The sequence below is a fragment of the Leptolyngbya sp. KIOST-1 genome (assembly GCF_000763385.1).
In the GTDB taxonomy this organism is placed as follows: Bacteria; Cyanobacteriota; Cyanobacteriia; order Phormidesmidales; family Phormidesmidaceae; genus Nodosilinea.
In genome coordinates this window covers 1024255-1040818 of sequence record NZ_JQFA01000004.1, presented here as the reverse complement: position 1 = coordinate 1040818, position 16564 = coordinate 1024255, and the positions used below count along the sequence as shown (strand labels likewise).

13 protein-coding genes are annotated in these 16564 nt (G+C 61.3%); 9 read left to right on the top strand and 4 right to left on the bottom strand.

The features are described 5' to 3' along the window. Positions 1–61 precede the first annotated feature (61 nt). Complete coding sequence (locus NF78_RS21605; protein ID WP_035991566.1) at positions 62–919, bottom strand: DUF1361 domain-containing protein; 858 nt, start codon at positions 917–919, stop codon at positions 62–64. A gap of 339 nt (positions 920–1258) precedes the next feature. Between NF78_RS21605 and NF78_RS21600 the strand changes: the two genes are divergently transcribed. The 4 genes from NF78_RS21600 to infC all read left to right on the top strand — a co-directional run bounded on the left by NF78_RS21600 (position 1259) and on the right by infC (position 6587). Then, a complete protein-coding gene (locus NF78_RS21600; protein WP_035991564.1) occupies positions 1259–2767 on the top strand; it encodes a S10 family peptidase in 1509 nt (502 codons plus the stop codon). A gap of 494 nt (positions 2768–3261) precedes the next feature. Further along, a complete protein-coding gene (locus NF78_RS21595) occupies positions 3262–3672 on the top strand; it encodes a tellurite resistance TerB family protein (RefSeq protein WP_035991562.1) in 411 nt (136 codons plus the stop codon). Between the two features lie 86 nt (positions 3673–3758). Then, positions 3759–5495 (top strand): CHASE domain-containing protein, encoded by a 1737-nt coding sequence (locus tag NF78_RS21590; RefSeq protein ID WP_035993620.1) that lies wholly within the window; start codon positions 3759–3761, stop codon positions 5493–5495. 588 nt (positions 5496–6083) lie between these two features. Beyond that, complete coding sequence (infC, locus tag NF78_RS21585) at positions 6084–6587, top strand: translation initiation factor IF-3 (protein ID WP_081972824.1); 504 nt, start codon at positions 6084–6086, stop codon at positions 6585–6587. A 109-nt stretch (positions 6588–6696) separates the two neighbouring features. Here the strand turns inward: infC and NF78_RS21580 are convergent, their stop codons facing one another. Together NF78_RS21580 and NF78_RS21575 are read right to left on the bottom strand one after the other, a co-directional pair. After that, on the bottom strand, positions 6697–8115 hold the full coding sequence (locus NF78_RS21580; RefSeq protein ID WP_035991557.1) for a uracil-xanthine permease family protein: 1419 nt from the start codon (positions 8113–8115) through the stop codon (positions 6697–6699). Positions 8116–8402: 287 nt separating this feature from the next. Next, positions 8403–9119: a response regulator transcription factor gene (locus tag NF78_RS21575; RefSeq protein WP_318655497.1), complete on the bottom strand. Its 717-nt coding sequence runs from the start codon at positions 9117–9119 to the stop codon at positions 8403–8405. Between the two features lie 142 nt (positions 9120–9261). On the opposite strand from NF78_RS21575, the gene pyrR reads away from it, so the two are divergent. The 3 genes from pyrR to NF78_RS31445 all read left to right on the top strand — a co-directional run bounded on the left by pyrR (position 9262) and on the right by NF78_RS31445 (position 11865). Continuing rightward, complete coding sequence (gene pyrR, locus NF78_RS21570; protein WP_197064938.1) at positions 9262–9804, top strand: bifunctional pyr operon transcriptional regulator/uracil phosphoribosyltransferase PyrR; 543 nt, start codon at positions 9262–9264, stop codon at positions 9802–9804. A 79-nt stretch (positions 9805–9883) separates the two neighbouring features. Continuing rightward, positions 9884–10933, top strand: a complete 1050-nt coding sequence (gene fni, locus NF78_RS21565; protein WP_412768534.1) for a type 2 isopentenyl-diphosphate Delta-isomerase — start codon at positions 9884–9886, stop codon at positions 10931–10933. A gap of 269 nt (positions 10934–11202) precedes the next feature. Further along, entirely contained in the window at positions 11203–11865 is a 663-nt protein-coding gene (locus tag NF78_RS31445; protein WP_156119918.1) for a hypothetical protein, read from the top strand. A gap of 329 nt (positions 11866–12194) precedes the next feature. Here NF78_RS31445 and NF78_RS21555 read toward each other — a convergent pair whose 3' ends face one another. Continuing rightward, positions 12195–13745, bottom strand: a complete 1551-nt coding sequence (locus tag NF78_RS21555) for a DUF697 domain-containing protein (RefSeq protein ID WP_081972822.1) — start codon at positions 13743–13745, stop codon at positions 12195–12197. Between the two features lie 264 nt (positions 13746–14009). Here NF78_RS21555 and NF78_RS21550 point away from each other — a divergent pair, with 264 nt between their 5' ends. Next, positions 14010–14441: a hypothetical protein gene (locus NF78_RS21550; RefSeq protein ID WP_035991548.1), complete on the top strand. Its 432-nt coding sequence runs from the start codon at positions 14010–14012 to the stop codon at positions 14439–14441. Between the two features lie 76 nt (positions 14442–14517). Then, positions 14518–16305, top strand: coding sequence for a mechanosensitive ion channel family protein (locus tag NF78_RS21545; protein ID WP_052050823.1), 1788 nt, complete (start codon positions 14518–14520; stop codon positions 16303–16305). The last annotated feature ends 259 nt before the right edge of the window (positions 16306–16564 follow it).

The following is a 16564-nucleotide window of genomic DNA, read 5'->3' as shown; positions in this document are numbered from 1 at the left end:
GTGCCCGCTTAGTCCTACATTGTCTGCACGACCCGCTCCGGACATTGCCCCAGCGCCCAGGCTAAACCACATCAATTCCCTGGCGGGCGTAGCGAAACCGCAGCACCAGCCCCAGGGTGATCTGCTTCATCACCCAGTACAGGCTGGCCAAAATCAAAAAGGTGACCAGAATCACGGCGGCGGGCCGCCTGGAGGTCAGGGCGTCGAGGGTGTCCACCAGCACACTGGTGGGGGCAAGGACCAGATCCCAGCTGTTGAACCGCAGAAACCGACCCAGGTAAATGCCCACCGCGCTGAGGGCATGGATCGTTAGTTCCAGGGGTAGAACCATGGTCTTTGCGCCGGACTGTTTGAGGTAGTGGACCAGGTTGAGAATGGAGACGACGTAGGCCTCAAAGCCCAGCAAAATGGCGACAGCATGGATGGGAATGAACACCAGCGCCACCACCAAAATGCGAACTTGCCCCGAACTGGTGCCGCGAATCAGGTGAATAATATCGGTGAGCACGTAGGGGGCGTTGGGTAGGAAAATTAAAAACACCACCAGTCCCACCCACCATAGCCACCCCTGGGAGTCCCGCTTAGTCTTAAAAATTCCGAGGCTGAGCAGCGTGGCCAGGGCCGTAATTACCAGCAGCCAAAGCAGCTCCAACCAGGAAAACAGGCCACCGCTGGCATTAGCTCGGGCCAGGTTGGCGAGGCCATAGATAACCCGAGGGACGCGAGGGCCCAGGCCCAGCACCCCGATCGCCCCCGTCAGCACGCAGGCTGGCAAAAACCACCGCTTGGCCAGGGTTTGGCGACGAAAGAGCACAAAGCTCAGCAGCAGCGGAATGGCCGCCAAAAACAAATTCCAGGCAATCCAGCCGCTGTAGACGTTGTTAAAGGCTCTGACAATGTCGAGCAATAGCCATCTCATCAGGTCTTAACTCCAAACGCAGACAGTGATTGATCCAGGGCGTGTCATCACATTTGGCCCAAGCCCTCTGGCATCAGCCCTGCCACGCCCGACCCCAAGCCAGCCAGGACTGCGATCGGCGATGCTCCCGCCGTTAACCGTCAACTGACATCAGCCCTTAACCTAATCTAAATCTTCACCAGGAGCGACGTCCGCTCCGGAGCAAAGAATTAGGCCATTTGCAGTGGGTTCGGAAACCAACTCAAAACGAGTATCTCTGCGGGAAGCACACCTATAGCTATTAGTACCTGTGCGATCGCCCCGCGCTATAACAATGAAGAGTCTTTTTACCGCATCTTCATGCCAGCAACTTCCCAGCGGCAGGGCAACACCACCGAGCACCTGCTTACCACCCCCCAGGGCAGCCACCCCTACACCGCCTCGGCCCAGTGGCAAACCCTTTACGAAAACGATAAGCCCGTGGCTGAGCTGTTTCACGTGGCCTACACCAAAGCCGACCAAAACCCGGCCCAGCGACCGCTGACCTTTGTGTTCAACGGCGGCCCTGGGGCGGCCTCGGCCTACCTGCACATGGGGGCGCTGGGACCGCGCCGGGTGATGTTCAACCCCGACGGCAGCCTGCCCCGCCCCCCAGTACAGGTCACCGACAATGGCGAGAGCTGGCTGAGCTTCACCGACCTGGTGTTTATCGACCCGCTGGGCACCGGCTTTAGTCGCACCCTGCCCAGGGATGACGACAAGGCCGAGAAAACTGAGGAAAAAGCGGGCGAGAAATCGTCCCCCAAGCCCGACGACAAACCCGACGACAGCGCCAAAAAATTCTGGACGGTCGATCGCGACCTCAGGGCTCTGGGCGAGTTTATCCAGGGCTACCTGTCGGCCCACCACCGCTGGCTGTCGCCGATTTTTATTGCTGGAGAAAGCTACGGCGGCTTTCGGGTGGCCAAACTCTGCCGCAAACTCCAGCAGGACTACGGCGTGGGCCTGTGCGGGGCCGTTTTGATCTCCCCGGTAATGGAGTTCATGCTGCTGGAGGGCAACGACTACAACCTCAGCGGCTGGGCTACGGTAATCCCGTCGATGGCGGCGACGGCGGTCTACCACGGTCGGGTCGATACCCCCGATAGCCCCGCCGCCCACGGGGCCAAAGCCGCCGAGTTCGCCCGCAAAACGCTGATCCCGCTGCTGGCCCTGGGCCGCACCGCCGCCGCCGAGGACCAGCAGCGCGTGTTTGGCCAGTTGGCCGAGCTGATTGGCCTGCCCCCGGAGGTGGTGCAGCGCCACCGGGGCCGAATCGATATCGCGGTCTTTGCCCGGGAGTTGCTGCGCCACCAACAGCGGATTTTGGGCCTCTACGATGGCTCGGTGACGGCGATCGACCCCTTCCCCGATCGCGTGCTGCACGAGGGCACCGACCCCACCCTGGAGGGCATCGATCGCCTGTTTACCGGCGCCATCAACAGCCACCTGCGCTCCACCCTGGGGGTCAACACCACCCTCACCTACAACCTGCTCAGCTTCGAGGTGTTCAAAGCCTGGGAGTTTTTGCCCGAAAGCGACTACCGCCAGGGGTTTGTGGGTTCGGTGGACGATCTGCGGGTGGGCATGGCCCTCAACCCCTACCTGAAGGTCTACATCACCCACGGCATCTACGACCTGGTGACGCCCTACTTTTCTTCCAACCACCTGGTGGACCAGATGGCCCTCAGCGATGACCTGCGCCCCAATCTCACCCTGCGCCACTTTCAGGGGGGCCACATGTTCTACACCTGGGATGAGTCGCGGCGGCAGTGGTTTGAGGATATGCAGGGCTTTTACCGGCAGGCGGCCGGAACCCTGGACGGCTGATGGGTTGAGGTGCCAGCAGGGCCACCCCTCAACCCAACGCCTTACAGACAGATTGCGTAGGGGCATAGGCGTTTGCCCAACCCAAGTAGGGGCATAGGCGTTTGCCCAGCCCAAGAGGGTGCAGTATGCGCATGGACCTTTGACAAAAAAAACCGACAGACCCGTTGAGGGCTTGCCGGTTTGGTTGTGTGTTCCCTGTAGATGACTCGGCTAAAGTTGAGTCAACCTTAGTATCACTGGAAGGTTCCCAAAAACCTAGCCAATTTGTCACCGCCAGCGGTGAGATCGATCACAAGGTTAAGCAATTTGACTGATGTCGTGGTTAGCGGAGATGGCTAGCTGTAAAGACTCCTGACGACTGGATTGCGCCCCGACCGCTTTGGGGCAAGAATAGTGGCACCCGAAAACTATAGCAATGACTATGGCGCTGAGGACACTGTTCCTTGCCACAGGCCCTTGCTACGGGTGAACACTGGGCAGCGCTTGGGGAGAGTATGAGCAATTCACCGATGAGTCCGGCGGAAGCCCTAGCCAGTATTGCCATGGTGGCGATCGCTGCCGATGGCTATCTGGCCGAGCAGGAGGGCCAGGATATGACCATGCTGCTGTCGCGGATGGCGCTGTTTAGCAGCTACTCCAGCGAGGCCCTGCACCGCCTGTTTGACACGTTGCTCCAGCGCCTGAAGCAGGACGGCCCCGGAGCGATGGTGAACCAGGCTAAGCAGGTGTTGTCGCCGGACCTGCGGGAGGCGGCCTTTGCGATCGCCACCGATCTGGTGCTGTCCGATCGCACGGTCACGCCCCAGGAGCAGGCCTTTTTAGAAGACCTCTACATAATTCTAGAAATTCCCAAATCGCTGGCCCAGCAGATTGTGCAGGTGATGACTATCAAAAATCGCGGCTAGTACCGCTGCTGTGAGTGTAGTTGGGGTTGAGCGGTGTCAAGGGCTGGGGAAAAAGACGGGTGCAAGTGGCGCTGCTAAAAGGGGTAATGACCAGGCCCTCGCTCTGGTACCCCGTCCTGATGGGGCTGACCCTGGGGCTGGGAGCGGTGCTATCGGTGGGGGCAGCCCAATTTGTGGGGCAGGGGGAGGCGCTGCAGCGGCAGGCCGAATTTCAGCAGCAGAGCGAGAATCTGGCCACGGCGCTCCAGCGCAGCCTCAACCGCTACACCGATGTGCTAACCTTTCTGCACGACTACTACCGGGTGGCCGAGCAGCCCGTATCGCGCCAGGACTTTGCCGCCTTTGTGGCGCGATCGCTGGTCACCTATCCCGGCATTCAGGCGCTGGAGTGGGCCCCGCTGGTGCGGGCGGGCGATCGCGCCGCCTTTGTGGCCGGGGTGCGGGCCGAGGGCTACCCCACCTTTGACATTACCGAGCTGTCCCCCACGGGCCAGCTGCGGCGGGCCGGGGCGCGGGCCGAGTATGTGCCCGTCACCTACGTCGCCCCCTTTCTCACCAACGAAGCCGCCCTGGGCTACGATCTGGCCTCCGACCCCACCCGCGCTGCGGCCATTGCCCCCGCCCGCGCCACGGGCCGGATCATGGCCACCGAGCGCATTCGCCTGGTGCAGGAGCAGCGCGACCAGTTTGGTTTTTTGGTGGTGCTGCCGCTCTACCCCAACGGCGACATTCCCCCCGATCGGCCGACGCGCGAGGCGGAATTTGAGGGCATTGTGCTGGGGGTGTTTCGGGTAGCCGATGTGGTTGAAGAGGCGCTGCAAGACCTCAACTACAACATTGACTTTGCCCTGTATGACCAGGATGCCGAGGCCGAGCGACAGTTTTTGGGCCAGTACGAGGCGGCGAGCCAGACCGTAGTGGCGACCGAAGACCCCCTGCGCCCCTCGAGGGCGGTGTGCCCCCGACCCCAGGACTGCACCCGCCTGCTCACCCTGGGGCAGCGTCAGTGGCGGGTGGCCTTTGCCCCAGCGGCCACCTATGGCCTGGGCCAGGGTTACGGCGCGCCCTTGACCCTGCTCACCGGGCTGCTGCTGACGGGCACCCTGGCCCTGTTTCTGCACAGCCTGCAGGCCGAACTGGCCCGCACCCGCGCCCTGGGGGAAATGAAGCTGAAGTTTTTCTCTATGGCCTCCCACGAGCTGCGCACCCCCCTGAGCACCATTTTGCTGTCGGCGGAGTCGCTGCGGGGGGACGTGACCTCCCTAGAGGTGGCCCAGCCCAAGGTGGATCGAATTTTGACCACCGCCCAGCACATGGGCCAGCAGATCGCCGATCTGCTCACCCTCACCCGGGCCGAGGCGGGCAAGTTGGAGTTCCACCCCGCCCTGGTGGACGCGGTGACGTTCTGCCGGGAGGTGATGGAGGAGGTGCAGCCCCAGGTGAGCCAGCCGATCGCCCTGAGCGCTCCAGGTTCGCCGGTCACCGCCTTTTGGGATCGGCGGCTGATGCGATCGCTGCTCACCAACCTGCTGCTCAACGCCGCCAACTACTCCCCCGGCGATCGCCCCATTCACCTGAGCCTCAGCAGCGATGGTGAGCGGGCTACCATCGCTGTGCAGGATGGTGGTCGGGGCATCCCCGCCGCCGACCTGGCCTCTATTCGCGAGGCCTTTCAGCGGGGCAGCAATGTGGGCGATCGCCCCGGCAGCGGTCTGGGGTTGGCGATCGTCCACACCGTGGTTACCCAACACCGGGGCCATTGGCAGATTGCCAGCACCGAGGGCCAGGGCACCACCGTCACCGTGGAACTGCCATTGGAGTGATCTAAACAGGCTGGGGGGGGCTGGTGGTCTATGGGCCGCGAGTCTCCGAGGGAGAGGCTACGCCAACGCAGGGGTATGGGCAGTGCGATCGCAGCCAGCTAGCAGGGTTGCAAGATCTCGATCTAGATCTGCTTAGACGCTGTATCTTGCTGGCCGAAACCGACACCGGAGCAGCCATCCGACAGTTTCAGCAGGGGATTTCTCAAGCTACCTAGCACTCTGCGGCGTCAGTCGGCCAACCAGTCCCAAAACCTGAAACCTGGCACCTGACACCCTTAGCCAGGCTTGTTATAGTTCTGCTACCAATACTAACGTTCAGCTAATCTCAGCTCTCGGCCTCTGCGTTACAAAGTTTCACCCCAAAAAAAGAACCCGTCGGCGGGGAGATGTAGCTGTGATCGGCCCAGCGTATCCTGAGAGGAAAAATAAAGCGGGCCCCAGTTTGCTAAGGTACCTACAGGTTAACTCCTGAGGTCTTCTCGGCTCTGGGCTGTTGCAGTTCTACCTGTCTTCCTTAATAGGAACTAAGGGATCGACGCGATGCGCTCAATCCTGGGGAACCCGTCTTATGTTTTGTAGAATTCGGAGATTTGTCCTATCGCTAAGAAACCAAAACCCACCGTCAACCGCGACATTAGAGACCTTGAGGTGTTGCTGATCACCCAGACCGGCGAAAACCTGGGCGTCACCGACACCAGAGACGCCCTCAGAATGGCCAAAGAGAGCAAGCTCGACCTGGTCGTCGTTTCCCCCAGTGAAGATGGCCCCCCAGTGGCCAAAATCATGGACTACGGCAAGCTCCAGTACCAGCAAAACAAGCGCCAGAAGCAGACCTCTCGCCCCTCCGTCAAAGAGGTCAAGTTTCGCCCTAACATCGGCGAGTCTGACTACGCCCTGCGCATCAACCGAGCCACTGAGTGGTTGAGTAAAGGGGATTCGGTCAAGTTTTTAGTGCGGCTGCGCGGGCGGGAACACCAGCACCGCGATCGCGCCACCGATCTGCTGAACCGGGTTGTAGAAGACCTGAACGACGCTGGCAAGGTGCAGTCCTTTGACCACCGCGCCCTCACCCTATTCCTGTCGCCGTCGTAGCCTGTCGCCTACTGGCACAACCTGTTAGCGAAAAAAGCAGGGGTCGTTTGACCCCTGCTTTTGGGTTGAAGGACTGTTTCAATGGCTGAATCCAGTATTCCCAGGTAGCCTACTCGCGTGGCCCAGGAACAATCATATTCAGCAGCAGCGCCACGGTGCCCCCGGTGGCAATGCCCGAGGAGAACACACCGCGAATCAGGTAGGGGGTATTGGCCAGGGCGTCGGGCACAAAGGACACCCCCATGCCCAGCCCTAGAGAGGCCACCAAAATCAGCGTGCTGCGACGATTGAGGGTCACACCGCTGAGAATTTTGATCCCCGAGGCCACCACCGAGGCAAACATCAGCAGGGTAGCCCCCCCGAGCACCGGCTGGGGCATCGCCTGAAACAGGCCGCCAATAATTGGGAATAGGCCCAGCAGTGCCAGCATGCCCGCAATGAAATAGCCCACGTAGCGACTGCCCACCCCAGTCAGCTGAATCACGCCGTTGTTCTGGCTGAAGGTGGTGTTGGGAAAGGTGTTGAAGATGGCGGCAATTAGAGAATTCACCCCGTCGCCCAAAATGCCACCCTTCACCCGCTTCAGGTACAGCGGCCCCTCAATCGGCTCGCCCACCAGCATCGAGGTCGCCGTCAGGTCGCCAATCGACTCAATGGTGGTGATCACAAACAAAAACGCCAGGGGAATAAACCCCGCCAGGCCAAAGCCAAACCCATAGCGGAAGGGGATGGGCAGCGTCACCAGGGACAGCTGCGACAGCCCGCTGAAGTTGAGCATGCCCAGGGGCGCGGCCACCAGGTAGCCCACCACCAGGCCGATGAGAATGGCCGACATCCGCAGAAACGAGTTGCCGGTGAAGTTCAGCACCATGATCACCGTCAGCACCAGCATCGAGACCCCCAGGTTTTGCAGACTGGCAAAGCTGCCGTCGGCGCGGGCGGCGGGGCCACCGGCCATAGCCACCATCGCCACCTGAATTAAACTGAGGCCAATCATCAGCACCACAATGCCGCTGACCAACGGCGTCATCACCTTTTTGAGCGGTTCAATAAAGAAGCTGAGGCCGATTTCAATAAACGAGGCCAGCATGCAAATCGTCAGCAGGTAGGCCAGGGTTTGCAGCGGCGTTCTGCCCCCCTCTACGGCGTTGGTGCCCACCGTGACCAGGGTGCCCACAAAGGCAAAGCTGGTGCCTTGAATACTCAGCAGCCCCGAACCCACCGGGCCAACTTTGTGAATTTGAATAAAGGTACACACCCCCGACATCAGCAGCGACAGGCTAATCAAAAAACTGATGTCGCTGGCTTCCAATCCGATCGCGTTACCCACCACCAGGGCTGGGGCAATGATATTCACAAAAGCCGCCATCACGTGCTGGAGGGCCGCCGAAATGGTCTGCCCCAGAGGTGGTTTATCGTTGAGCCCGTAGATCATATCCACGGGCGGGAACAGGGATGAACGGGGTGGTTCTTCGAGCACCTGGGCCGCTGCCCCGGCGGTCTCTAGTCGCAGTTGGTCGTCACTCATGGTTGGTTCTACCTCATCTCAGCAACGGTGGGGTTGTGGTGAACCAGGCAAATCAGCGCTACTGGTTTGACCAGTTTCAACTGTTAGGCTAAGATTGCATTATTCGATACAGAAATGCTGGTGAATTAGCCCATTTCCAATTTCTTGCCTGGACAACTTAGGGACTTAGATTAGGGCTGAGGGGTAGAGATTTTGGGGATGGAAAAGTGGAGAAATCGTGGAGATTGTTGCGGTTTTCTAACATCAAAACTCGCTACCGCTGGGGGCGGCGTTTCTAATCCATCGCCCTAATCCATCGCCTTGAGCCGGTAGCCCAGGCCGTGGACGGTTTCAATAAAGTCTTTGGGGGCTCCGGCTGCTTTGAGCTTGGCCCGCAGGGTTTTGATGTAGCTCTTGATGGTGTTGTCTTCGGGGGCTTCCTGCCAGTGCCAGATCTGGTCGATGATGGCGGTGCGGCTGAGCACCCGGCGACCGTAGCGCAGCAGCGCCTCCAGTAGGGCAAATTCCTTCGGCGTCAGGCGCAGGGGGGTGCGGTGGTAGGTGACTTCGTAGCTGGTGGGGTCGAGGGTGAGCGGCCCCCAGCTCAGCCTGGGGGTGACGCTGGCCTGGCCCCGGCGCAGCAGGGCCCGCACCTGGGCCAGCAATTCTTCCAGGTGAAAGGGTTTGACCATGTAGGCGTCGGCCCCGGCGTCGAGGCCCAACACCTTGTCGGAGCTGGTGTCGCGGGCGGTGAGCATGAGCACTGGGGTGGTGAGGCCGCGATCGCGCATCCGCTGGCAGAGGCCAATGCCATCCAGCCGGGGCAGGGTGACATCGAGCAAAACCAGGTCGTAGGCGATCGCGCTGATCTGGTTCCACCCCGTCTCCCCATCGCAGGCAAACTCGACGGTGTAGCGCTGGGCGATCAAAATTTCGGCCAGGGCATCGGCCAGTCGCCCATCGTCTTCTACCAGCAAAATACGCATGCCGTCGCCAATCAACCCTGAGCGATTAACTGCTACCACTGGTATGCTGCCGGACAACTTCCAGCTCGATTGTGACCGCAAGCACAAAAAATAGCCCCCCACCGCCTCCCCCCCTCACCGTCCCCGCCCCCATCCCAGGGTCAGCTATAGTGGGTCTTTACCGCTGTCGGGAGAGCTGACGATGAGTGCCAGCAGCACTGTGGTTGAAATCTTGTCTGCCGAGGAAATGCGCCGTACCCTCAACCGCTTGGCCTCGGAGGTGGTAGAACACGGCGGCGACCTGAACCGCCTGGTGCTGCTGGGCATTCACACCCGGGGGGTGCCCCTGGCCCACCTGGTGGCCCAGCAGATTCAGCGGCTGGAAGGGGTAGCGCTGCCGGTGGGGGCGCTCGATATCACCCTCTACCGCGACGACCTGGACAAAATCAGCACTCGCACCCCGGCCCGCACCGAGATTCTCTTCGACATCACCGACAGGGTGGTGGTGCTGGTGGATGATGTAATTTTTAGCGGTCGCACCATTCGCGCGGCGCTAAATGCAGTGATCGACTACGGGCGACCCAGCGCCATTCGCCTGGCGGTGCTGATTGATCGCGGCCACCGCGAGCTGCCGATTCGTCCCGACTTTGTCGGCAAGGCGCTGCCCACCGCCAAAGATGAGCAGGTCAAAGTCTTTTTGCAGGAGGTGGACGGGCGCGATGGGGTGGAGTTGCTGAAAGGGTAGGGCGGTGTAACATTGGGTGTGCGATCGCAGCTTAGCGGCCCCGTTCTTGCCTAGGATAGGGAGCGTCGATTTAGCCATTTTGCCCGTGACTGCACTGCCCGCCGCCCACGAAACCCAGATCCGCAAGGCCGACCATCTGCGCATTTGTTTGGAGGGGCCGGTGCAGTGTACCCAGGTAACCACAGGCCTGGAGCACTATCGGTTTACCCACTGCTGCCTGCCGGAGCTGGACTGGCAGGACATCGACATCAGCACTACGTTTTTGGGGCATCGACTGGGGGCACCGCTGCTGATCTCCTCCATGACGGGAGGTACCGACGCGGCCCACCAGATCAACCGCCGCCTGGCGATCGCGGCCCAGCGCTATGGGCTGGCCATGGGGGTGGGCTCCCAGCGGGTGGGGGTCGAAAATCCGGCTCTGATGGAGACCTTTGCGGTGCGATCGCTGGCCCCCGACATTCTGCTGCTGGCCAACCTGGGGGCAGTGCAGCTCAACTACGGCTACGGCCTCGACCAGTGCCGTCGGGTGGTGGACCAGCTGGAGGCCAACGCTCTGATTTTGCACCTCAATCCGCTGCAGGAGGCGGTGCAGACCGGGGGCGATACTAACTTCAAGGGCCTGCTAAAAAAAATTGAGCCGCTCTGCGCCGCGCTGCCCGTACCGGTGATCGCCAAGGAGGTGGGCAATGGCATTTCGGCCCCCATGGTGCAGCGCCTGATCGACGCTGGCGTGGCGGCGGTGGATGTGGCCGGAGCCGGGGGTACCTCCTGGGCGCGGGTGGAGAGCGAACGGGCTAGCGACGCCCACCAGCGGCGGCTGGGGCAGACCTTTGGGGAATGGGGATTGCCTACCGCCGACTGCATTGTACAGGCGCGACGGGTGGCCCCGGCCCTGCCGCTGATCGCCTCGGGCGGGCTGCGCCACGGGCTGGATGTGGCCAAGGCGATCGCCCTGGGGGCCGACCTGGCGGGGCTGGCGATGCCGTTTTTGCGGGCGGCGAGTGACTCAGAGGAGGCGATCGCGGCCCTGGCGGCGGTGCTGATCGCAGAACTTAAAACGGTGCTGTTTTGCACCGGGCAGAGCCATCTGGCGGGGCTACGGCAGTCGGGAGTACTGGAGCGACTGTAGAGTGATCGGCAATAACCGCCGAAAATTGGGCGCTCAACGAGTTCACCAAAAACCCGATTCAAAATCGATCCGTCGGGGCATTTGCACTGCAACGCCCCGACAAGCTGGGTGAAATTCGACAAAACCGGGTATTTGTCATTGCTTCAAAACATTTTCTGACCACGGTTTCTACCGCCCGGCCGATACGGTATTTCTCGCGCCGTTGATAGGTTGAAAACAGATATTTGGTCTATCGAAAACGTTCAATAGATGCGACGAGGCTTGAGGCTATGAGATTTAATCTTCTGAATTATGCCAGTGGCCTGGGCTTGGTGGCGGGTGCGCTGCTGTGGCCTAGTATTAGCCACGCCCAGGGTTTTTGCTACATGGTTAATGCTCGGGGAGAGGTAATCAACCTGGACGGCCTTTGCCAGAGTAACAATGTGTCCGATCCTGCCCAACCGCAGGGGCAGGCCGCAGGGCCAGAGGGGGCTCTAATTGAGCCTCAACAACTCTCATTGCCCGAAGTCAGAAGCTTTACCCTGACGGGACCTCCGTCTGTACCGGGTACTGGCACCGATGCTGTTCAAACTCTGCCCGACGGTACGCAGACGGCTCCGGGTGCCACCCAGACCACCCCTGGTACAACCCAGACTGCCCCAGGTCAGGCCGTACCAGATGCCACCCAGACCACTCCAGGGACAACTCTGACTGTTCCCGGCGCGACTCAGACCACTCCCGGTGCGACTCAACCCGTTCCTGGTACAACTCAAACGGCACCTGGCGCGACTCAACCTGGGCCCGGCCCGGTTCAGCCTGTGCCTGGCGCAACCCAGACCTTTCCTGGCAGCACTCGAACCGTTCCTGCGGTTCCCATTAGAGGCATCGAACCACCTCAGATTCCGACTCCCGGCACCCAAACCCCCCAGCCCCAGGGGACTACAGTCAACTAGCCTGGCCTGGCGGGCGGGCAGCAATGGCCGCTGCGCTTGGGCGTGGTGAGGCTTGGGACACAGCGAAATGGCCCCAGTAGCACCTGGGCTTACCGCCGCAGTTGTGGCTCGCATACCCTGGCCTTGCTGCAACACCAATCCTGTACCGAGGCTCTAGGCGTAAGGACGACCGCTTGCTCCCAAACAGTCAGCCTACTGCAACTGCGATCGCCGCCTCAAGCGGTTCAGCCCTACTCCCGCCCGGCGGTTGCTGTGAACAGGACGGGGGAAACCCTGTGACTGGCTATTTCCCTAAGTGCAGGAGGCAAGAACGCCATCGCTTCACTGCTTCAGGGTGAAATCTTGGCTCGCAGTTCGGTTTTAATGCGGTTCAAAATGGAGTCTTCATCGAGGCCATCGAGAATTTCGGTGATCACGGCCCGTGGCCCCTCGGGTCCCCAGGTAGCCCCGTTGGTGAGGTAGGTTTTGGTAATTTGGCCGATGCCGTAGGTGGCCAGTCCCGCCACGCCGCCCTGGGCCAGGGCCACGGGCACATAGGGGGCGAGGGACAGCCCCCCGGTGGCGATCGCAGATACCCCCAGCACCCCCTTCAGGGAGCTGAGGCCCAGGGTAATCACCAGTTCGCTGAGGGTAATGCCGCCCAGCCCCAGGGCGATCTGCTGGAGCAGCTTGAGGGCGGCGGGGCGGGTCATGGGCAGGCCGTAGAGCCGCGACAGGTTCAGAATCAGCATCACATCGACCACGGTACCGCCCACCAGGTCGGCCACGGTGACAGGGTTGAGGGCCACAGCGATGGCCTTGATCAGGGTGGCGTTCCAGATCGTGTCGTCGGCAATGCGATCGCAGATCTGCTTTTTGCGGTCCAAAATTTCGGCGCTCACCCCTTCGGCGTACATCAGGGTATTGAGCGCCACCAGGGCTTTGCCCTCGCGGTGCAAAAGGTCGAGAATTTTGAGCTTCAGGTCGTCCACCTGGGGGCGATCGCGCACGGTCTGGTAGGCAACGGTGCCATCGGGCCGGGGGGTGGCCTGCACCGCCAGAGGGGAGGCGGCGGCCATAACAATTTCATCGGGGGAGATCAGATCCTGCAGGCGGCGATCGCGCAGGGTTTCGTAGAGAGTCTGGCGATCGGCTTCGGGGTACTGATCGATTTTGTTGAACACCAGCAGCATGGGCTTGCTGGCCTGGCGCAGAGCCTGCAGGGCCTCGTACTCCACCCGAGTAATGTCGCCCGCTATCACAAACAGAATCAAATCCACCTGCTCGGCAATGCGGCGGGCCAGGGCGGCGCGGTCTGCGCCATCCACCTCGTCGAGGCCGGGGGTGTCGATCAGCTCGATGCGCGACTGGCCCAGGCTCTTGAGCGAAACCCGCAGCAGATCGGGGGTGTCCTCCCCTAGAGAATCCTGGCTGACCTGCCAGCGGCTGCCCTCCACCACCTGGGTGACGCCGTGGGTGGGGCCGGTGATAAATACCTCCTCGCCCAGCAGCGCATTCAGCAGCGACGACTTGCCCCGCCCCACCAGGCCAAAGGCGGCAATGTGCACCACCGTATGCTCCAGCTTGTCGATCAGGCCCCGCAGGTTTTGCAGAGCCTCTTCCACCCCAGCTTGCTCGCGCGGGGTGAGGTTGAGCCGCTGCACCAGACTGCCCAGGGCGGCCTGGGCGCGGCGGTAGTTGAGGTCGTCCTGCAGGTCTTGAAAATCGAGGACCAAATCGCCCAGTTCAGTCTCCACATCTTCCCAAATGGCGGGGTCGGCGGGGGGCAGGGCCAGGGGTGCTCCCTGTACCGTGGCGACCAGTTCCCCCAGTTCGGCCTCAACATCGTCCCAGGTGGTGTCGGGGGACGGGGGCAGGGGGGAGGGGTCGGGAGCGGGCATAGGGGTGGGCGGGTGGATGGGTGGATGGGTGGGCGAGTGGAAGGGGGATGCTTTTAGGATAGCGGAGGGGGTGGGGGGGTGAGGGTAGGTTTACTGGGGTGGGGATTGAAGCGTGATCAGGGCTGACGGCAGGAACAGGTGATTGCGACCCAGGACGCGGCGACGTTGATGACAGCCCCTAAGATTGGGACACAGGGTTCTAGTTCCCCAGGATAGGCGGGACAGGATCTGCGTAGAAGATGTATCAATTGGGATATTTGGGTCATGACTTCGCTGCCCCCTAGCCAAGATATCGAGAGGTTGAAGGTGCTGGCTATGCTGCACTACGTGGTGGCGGGGCTGGTGCTGGCCTTTGCGCTGCTGCCGCTGGTGTTTGTGGCGATCGGGGGTGCGGTGGTGCTGGCCCCAGGGGCTGTAACCAGCGGCGACGGTGAGATACCGTCCGCCGCCGTAGGGCTGATCTTTCTGGCAATTGGGCTGGCGCTGTTTGTCTATGGGCTGGTGCTGGCGATCGCGCTAGTGGTCTCCGGCGGCTGTTTGCGACGGCGCAAACACTACTGGTTCAGCATTGTGGTCGCCTGCGCCGCGCTGACGTTTACGCCCCTGGGCACTGTGTTGGGGGTAGCCACCCTGGCGGTGCTGGTACAGGATTCGGTGCGGGAACTTTACTGTCTTCCCTCCAACAGCAATTTCTAAACCGTTCGAATGACAACTTGACGCTGCGAGTTTAAGGGTTAAGTTGTGTTTGAATGCTTGCTGAAAAGTCTGTCCTATGCTCAAACCTCGTTTTTGGCCCCTCAATCGACGGCGGCGATCGCTGCTCCTGGCCAGCCTGACTCTGCTTGCGGTGGCCACAATTCAGCTTGTGCGGCCCTCGGGCCCTGCCGTGGCGCAGTTTTTGCCCCTGCCAGTCCCCGGTGACGAACCCCTACCCGTAAACGTAGAGCGGCGCGGCACCCTGGAGTCGGCTGGCGTACAGCTCGATGGGCAGGAACTGTTTCGGGTGGCGTCGCCCGTGGTCCTCAACCGAGCCGAGGTGGGCACCCAGCTGCCGGTGGAGGTGCGGGCGCGGCAGATTGAGGCCAACCTGCGGCGTCTGTTCCCGGCGGACCAGGCGGGGGGCACCCCGCTCAACCCCGAGACGCTGGAGGTGGTGATTCAAACAATCGATAACTATCCGGTCCTGTTTGCCCAGGATGCCGGCCTGGCCCAGCCGCGGGTATTGCTGACCGTAACCGATACCGATGCCCAGTACCACGTGGCCTCCAGCAAGCAGGTCCTGGCCGAGGAGTGGCAGGAAATTTTGCAGCAGGAGCTGCCCCAGGCAGTGGCCCAACGCCAGCCCGAGGCCCAGCGCGAACAGTTCATTGCCGCAGTCCAGGTGGTGGCGGCGACGCTGGTACTGAGCCTGATGTTGTTTGCCCTGCGGGTGGGGTTGGGGCGCTTCGAGCAGCGGCTGCACCAGCGCCGCACAGCAGAGTCGGCCTTGATTGACGCTCAGATCCACCAGGCCAGGGAGTTTGGCCAGGCCCCCCACGGCCACCAGGACCCGCAGTTGCGCCACGGGCTGTACCAGCACCTCAGGCTCGAACACCAGCTTCAGGCGGTGCGGCTAGTGCGCTGGCTGCTGTTTTGGGGCATCGTCTCCCTGGGGGCCATCAGCCTGGCCTACAGCCTCAACCTGTTCCCCCAAACCCGCCAGTTTGCCCAGACCATAGTGCTGGCCCCGGTGGTGATTTTGCTCACCTGGTTTGTGGTCGGGCTGAGCGATCGCCTGATCAACCTGGCGGTCGATCGGTTCATTCAAAAGTATGCCAAGGGGCAGCCGATGACCTCCACCAACCTCCAGCGCATCCACACCATTGCCCAGGTGATCAAAGGCGTCAAGACCGTGGTGGTTTACATCATTGGCCTGATCTGGGTACTCCAGTGGCTGAACCTGGTACCGGGCTCGGTGCTGGCGTTGGGAACACTGGTGGCGTTGGTACTGTCCTTTGCGGCCCAGAACCTGGTCAAGGATCTGGTCAACGGCTTTTTGATTTTGCTGGAGGATCAGTTTCGCATTGGCGATGTGATCAAGGTGGGAGACATCGACGGCTTTGTCGAGAACCTCAACCTGCGGGTGACCCAGCTGCGCAACCCCGCCGGAGAGCTGATTACTCTGCCCAACAGCTCCATTGACCACGTGCGAAACATGACCCGCCACTGGTCGCGGGCCACCCTCGACGTGGAGGTGGCCTACACCACCGACGTCAACCACGCCCTGGCGGTGATGCGTGAAACCGCCGACGAGCTGGCCGCCGACCCCGAGTGGGGACCGAAAATTTTAGACACCCGCGAGTTTCTGGGGGTCCAGGAGATTTCCCACAGCGGCATTTTGATTCGCATCTGGATCAAGACGGTGCCGCTGAAGCAGTGGCTGGTGGGAATGGAGTTTCGGCGGCGGCTGAAGATGGCCCTCGATCGTCACCGCATCGCCATTGGCTCGCCTCGCCAGGTGTGGCTGCACGATGACTCCGAGGTGGCAGAATCGTCTCGACCGACCTACAGCCTTGATTAATGGTCTATCAAACTTAAAATTTGTCGGTCGACTTGGCGAAGGAAGCCCCACAATTCTTGGGGGGTACGCCCCCCCACGGGGTTTTAAGAAAGTAGCGATGGTGTTAGGATTTGCCAACTCAACCCAGCCTCCAGGAGATCTGCGATCGCAAAAGGCCATATATGAAGGCCTAACGACCAAGCCCACCGGGCGCAGACTACCTTGGCTACTCACCAACTACTTTTCACCGTTCCAGTGCGGCGACTTGTTATCTTGCTGG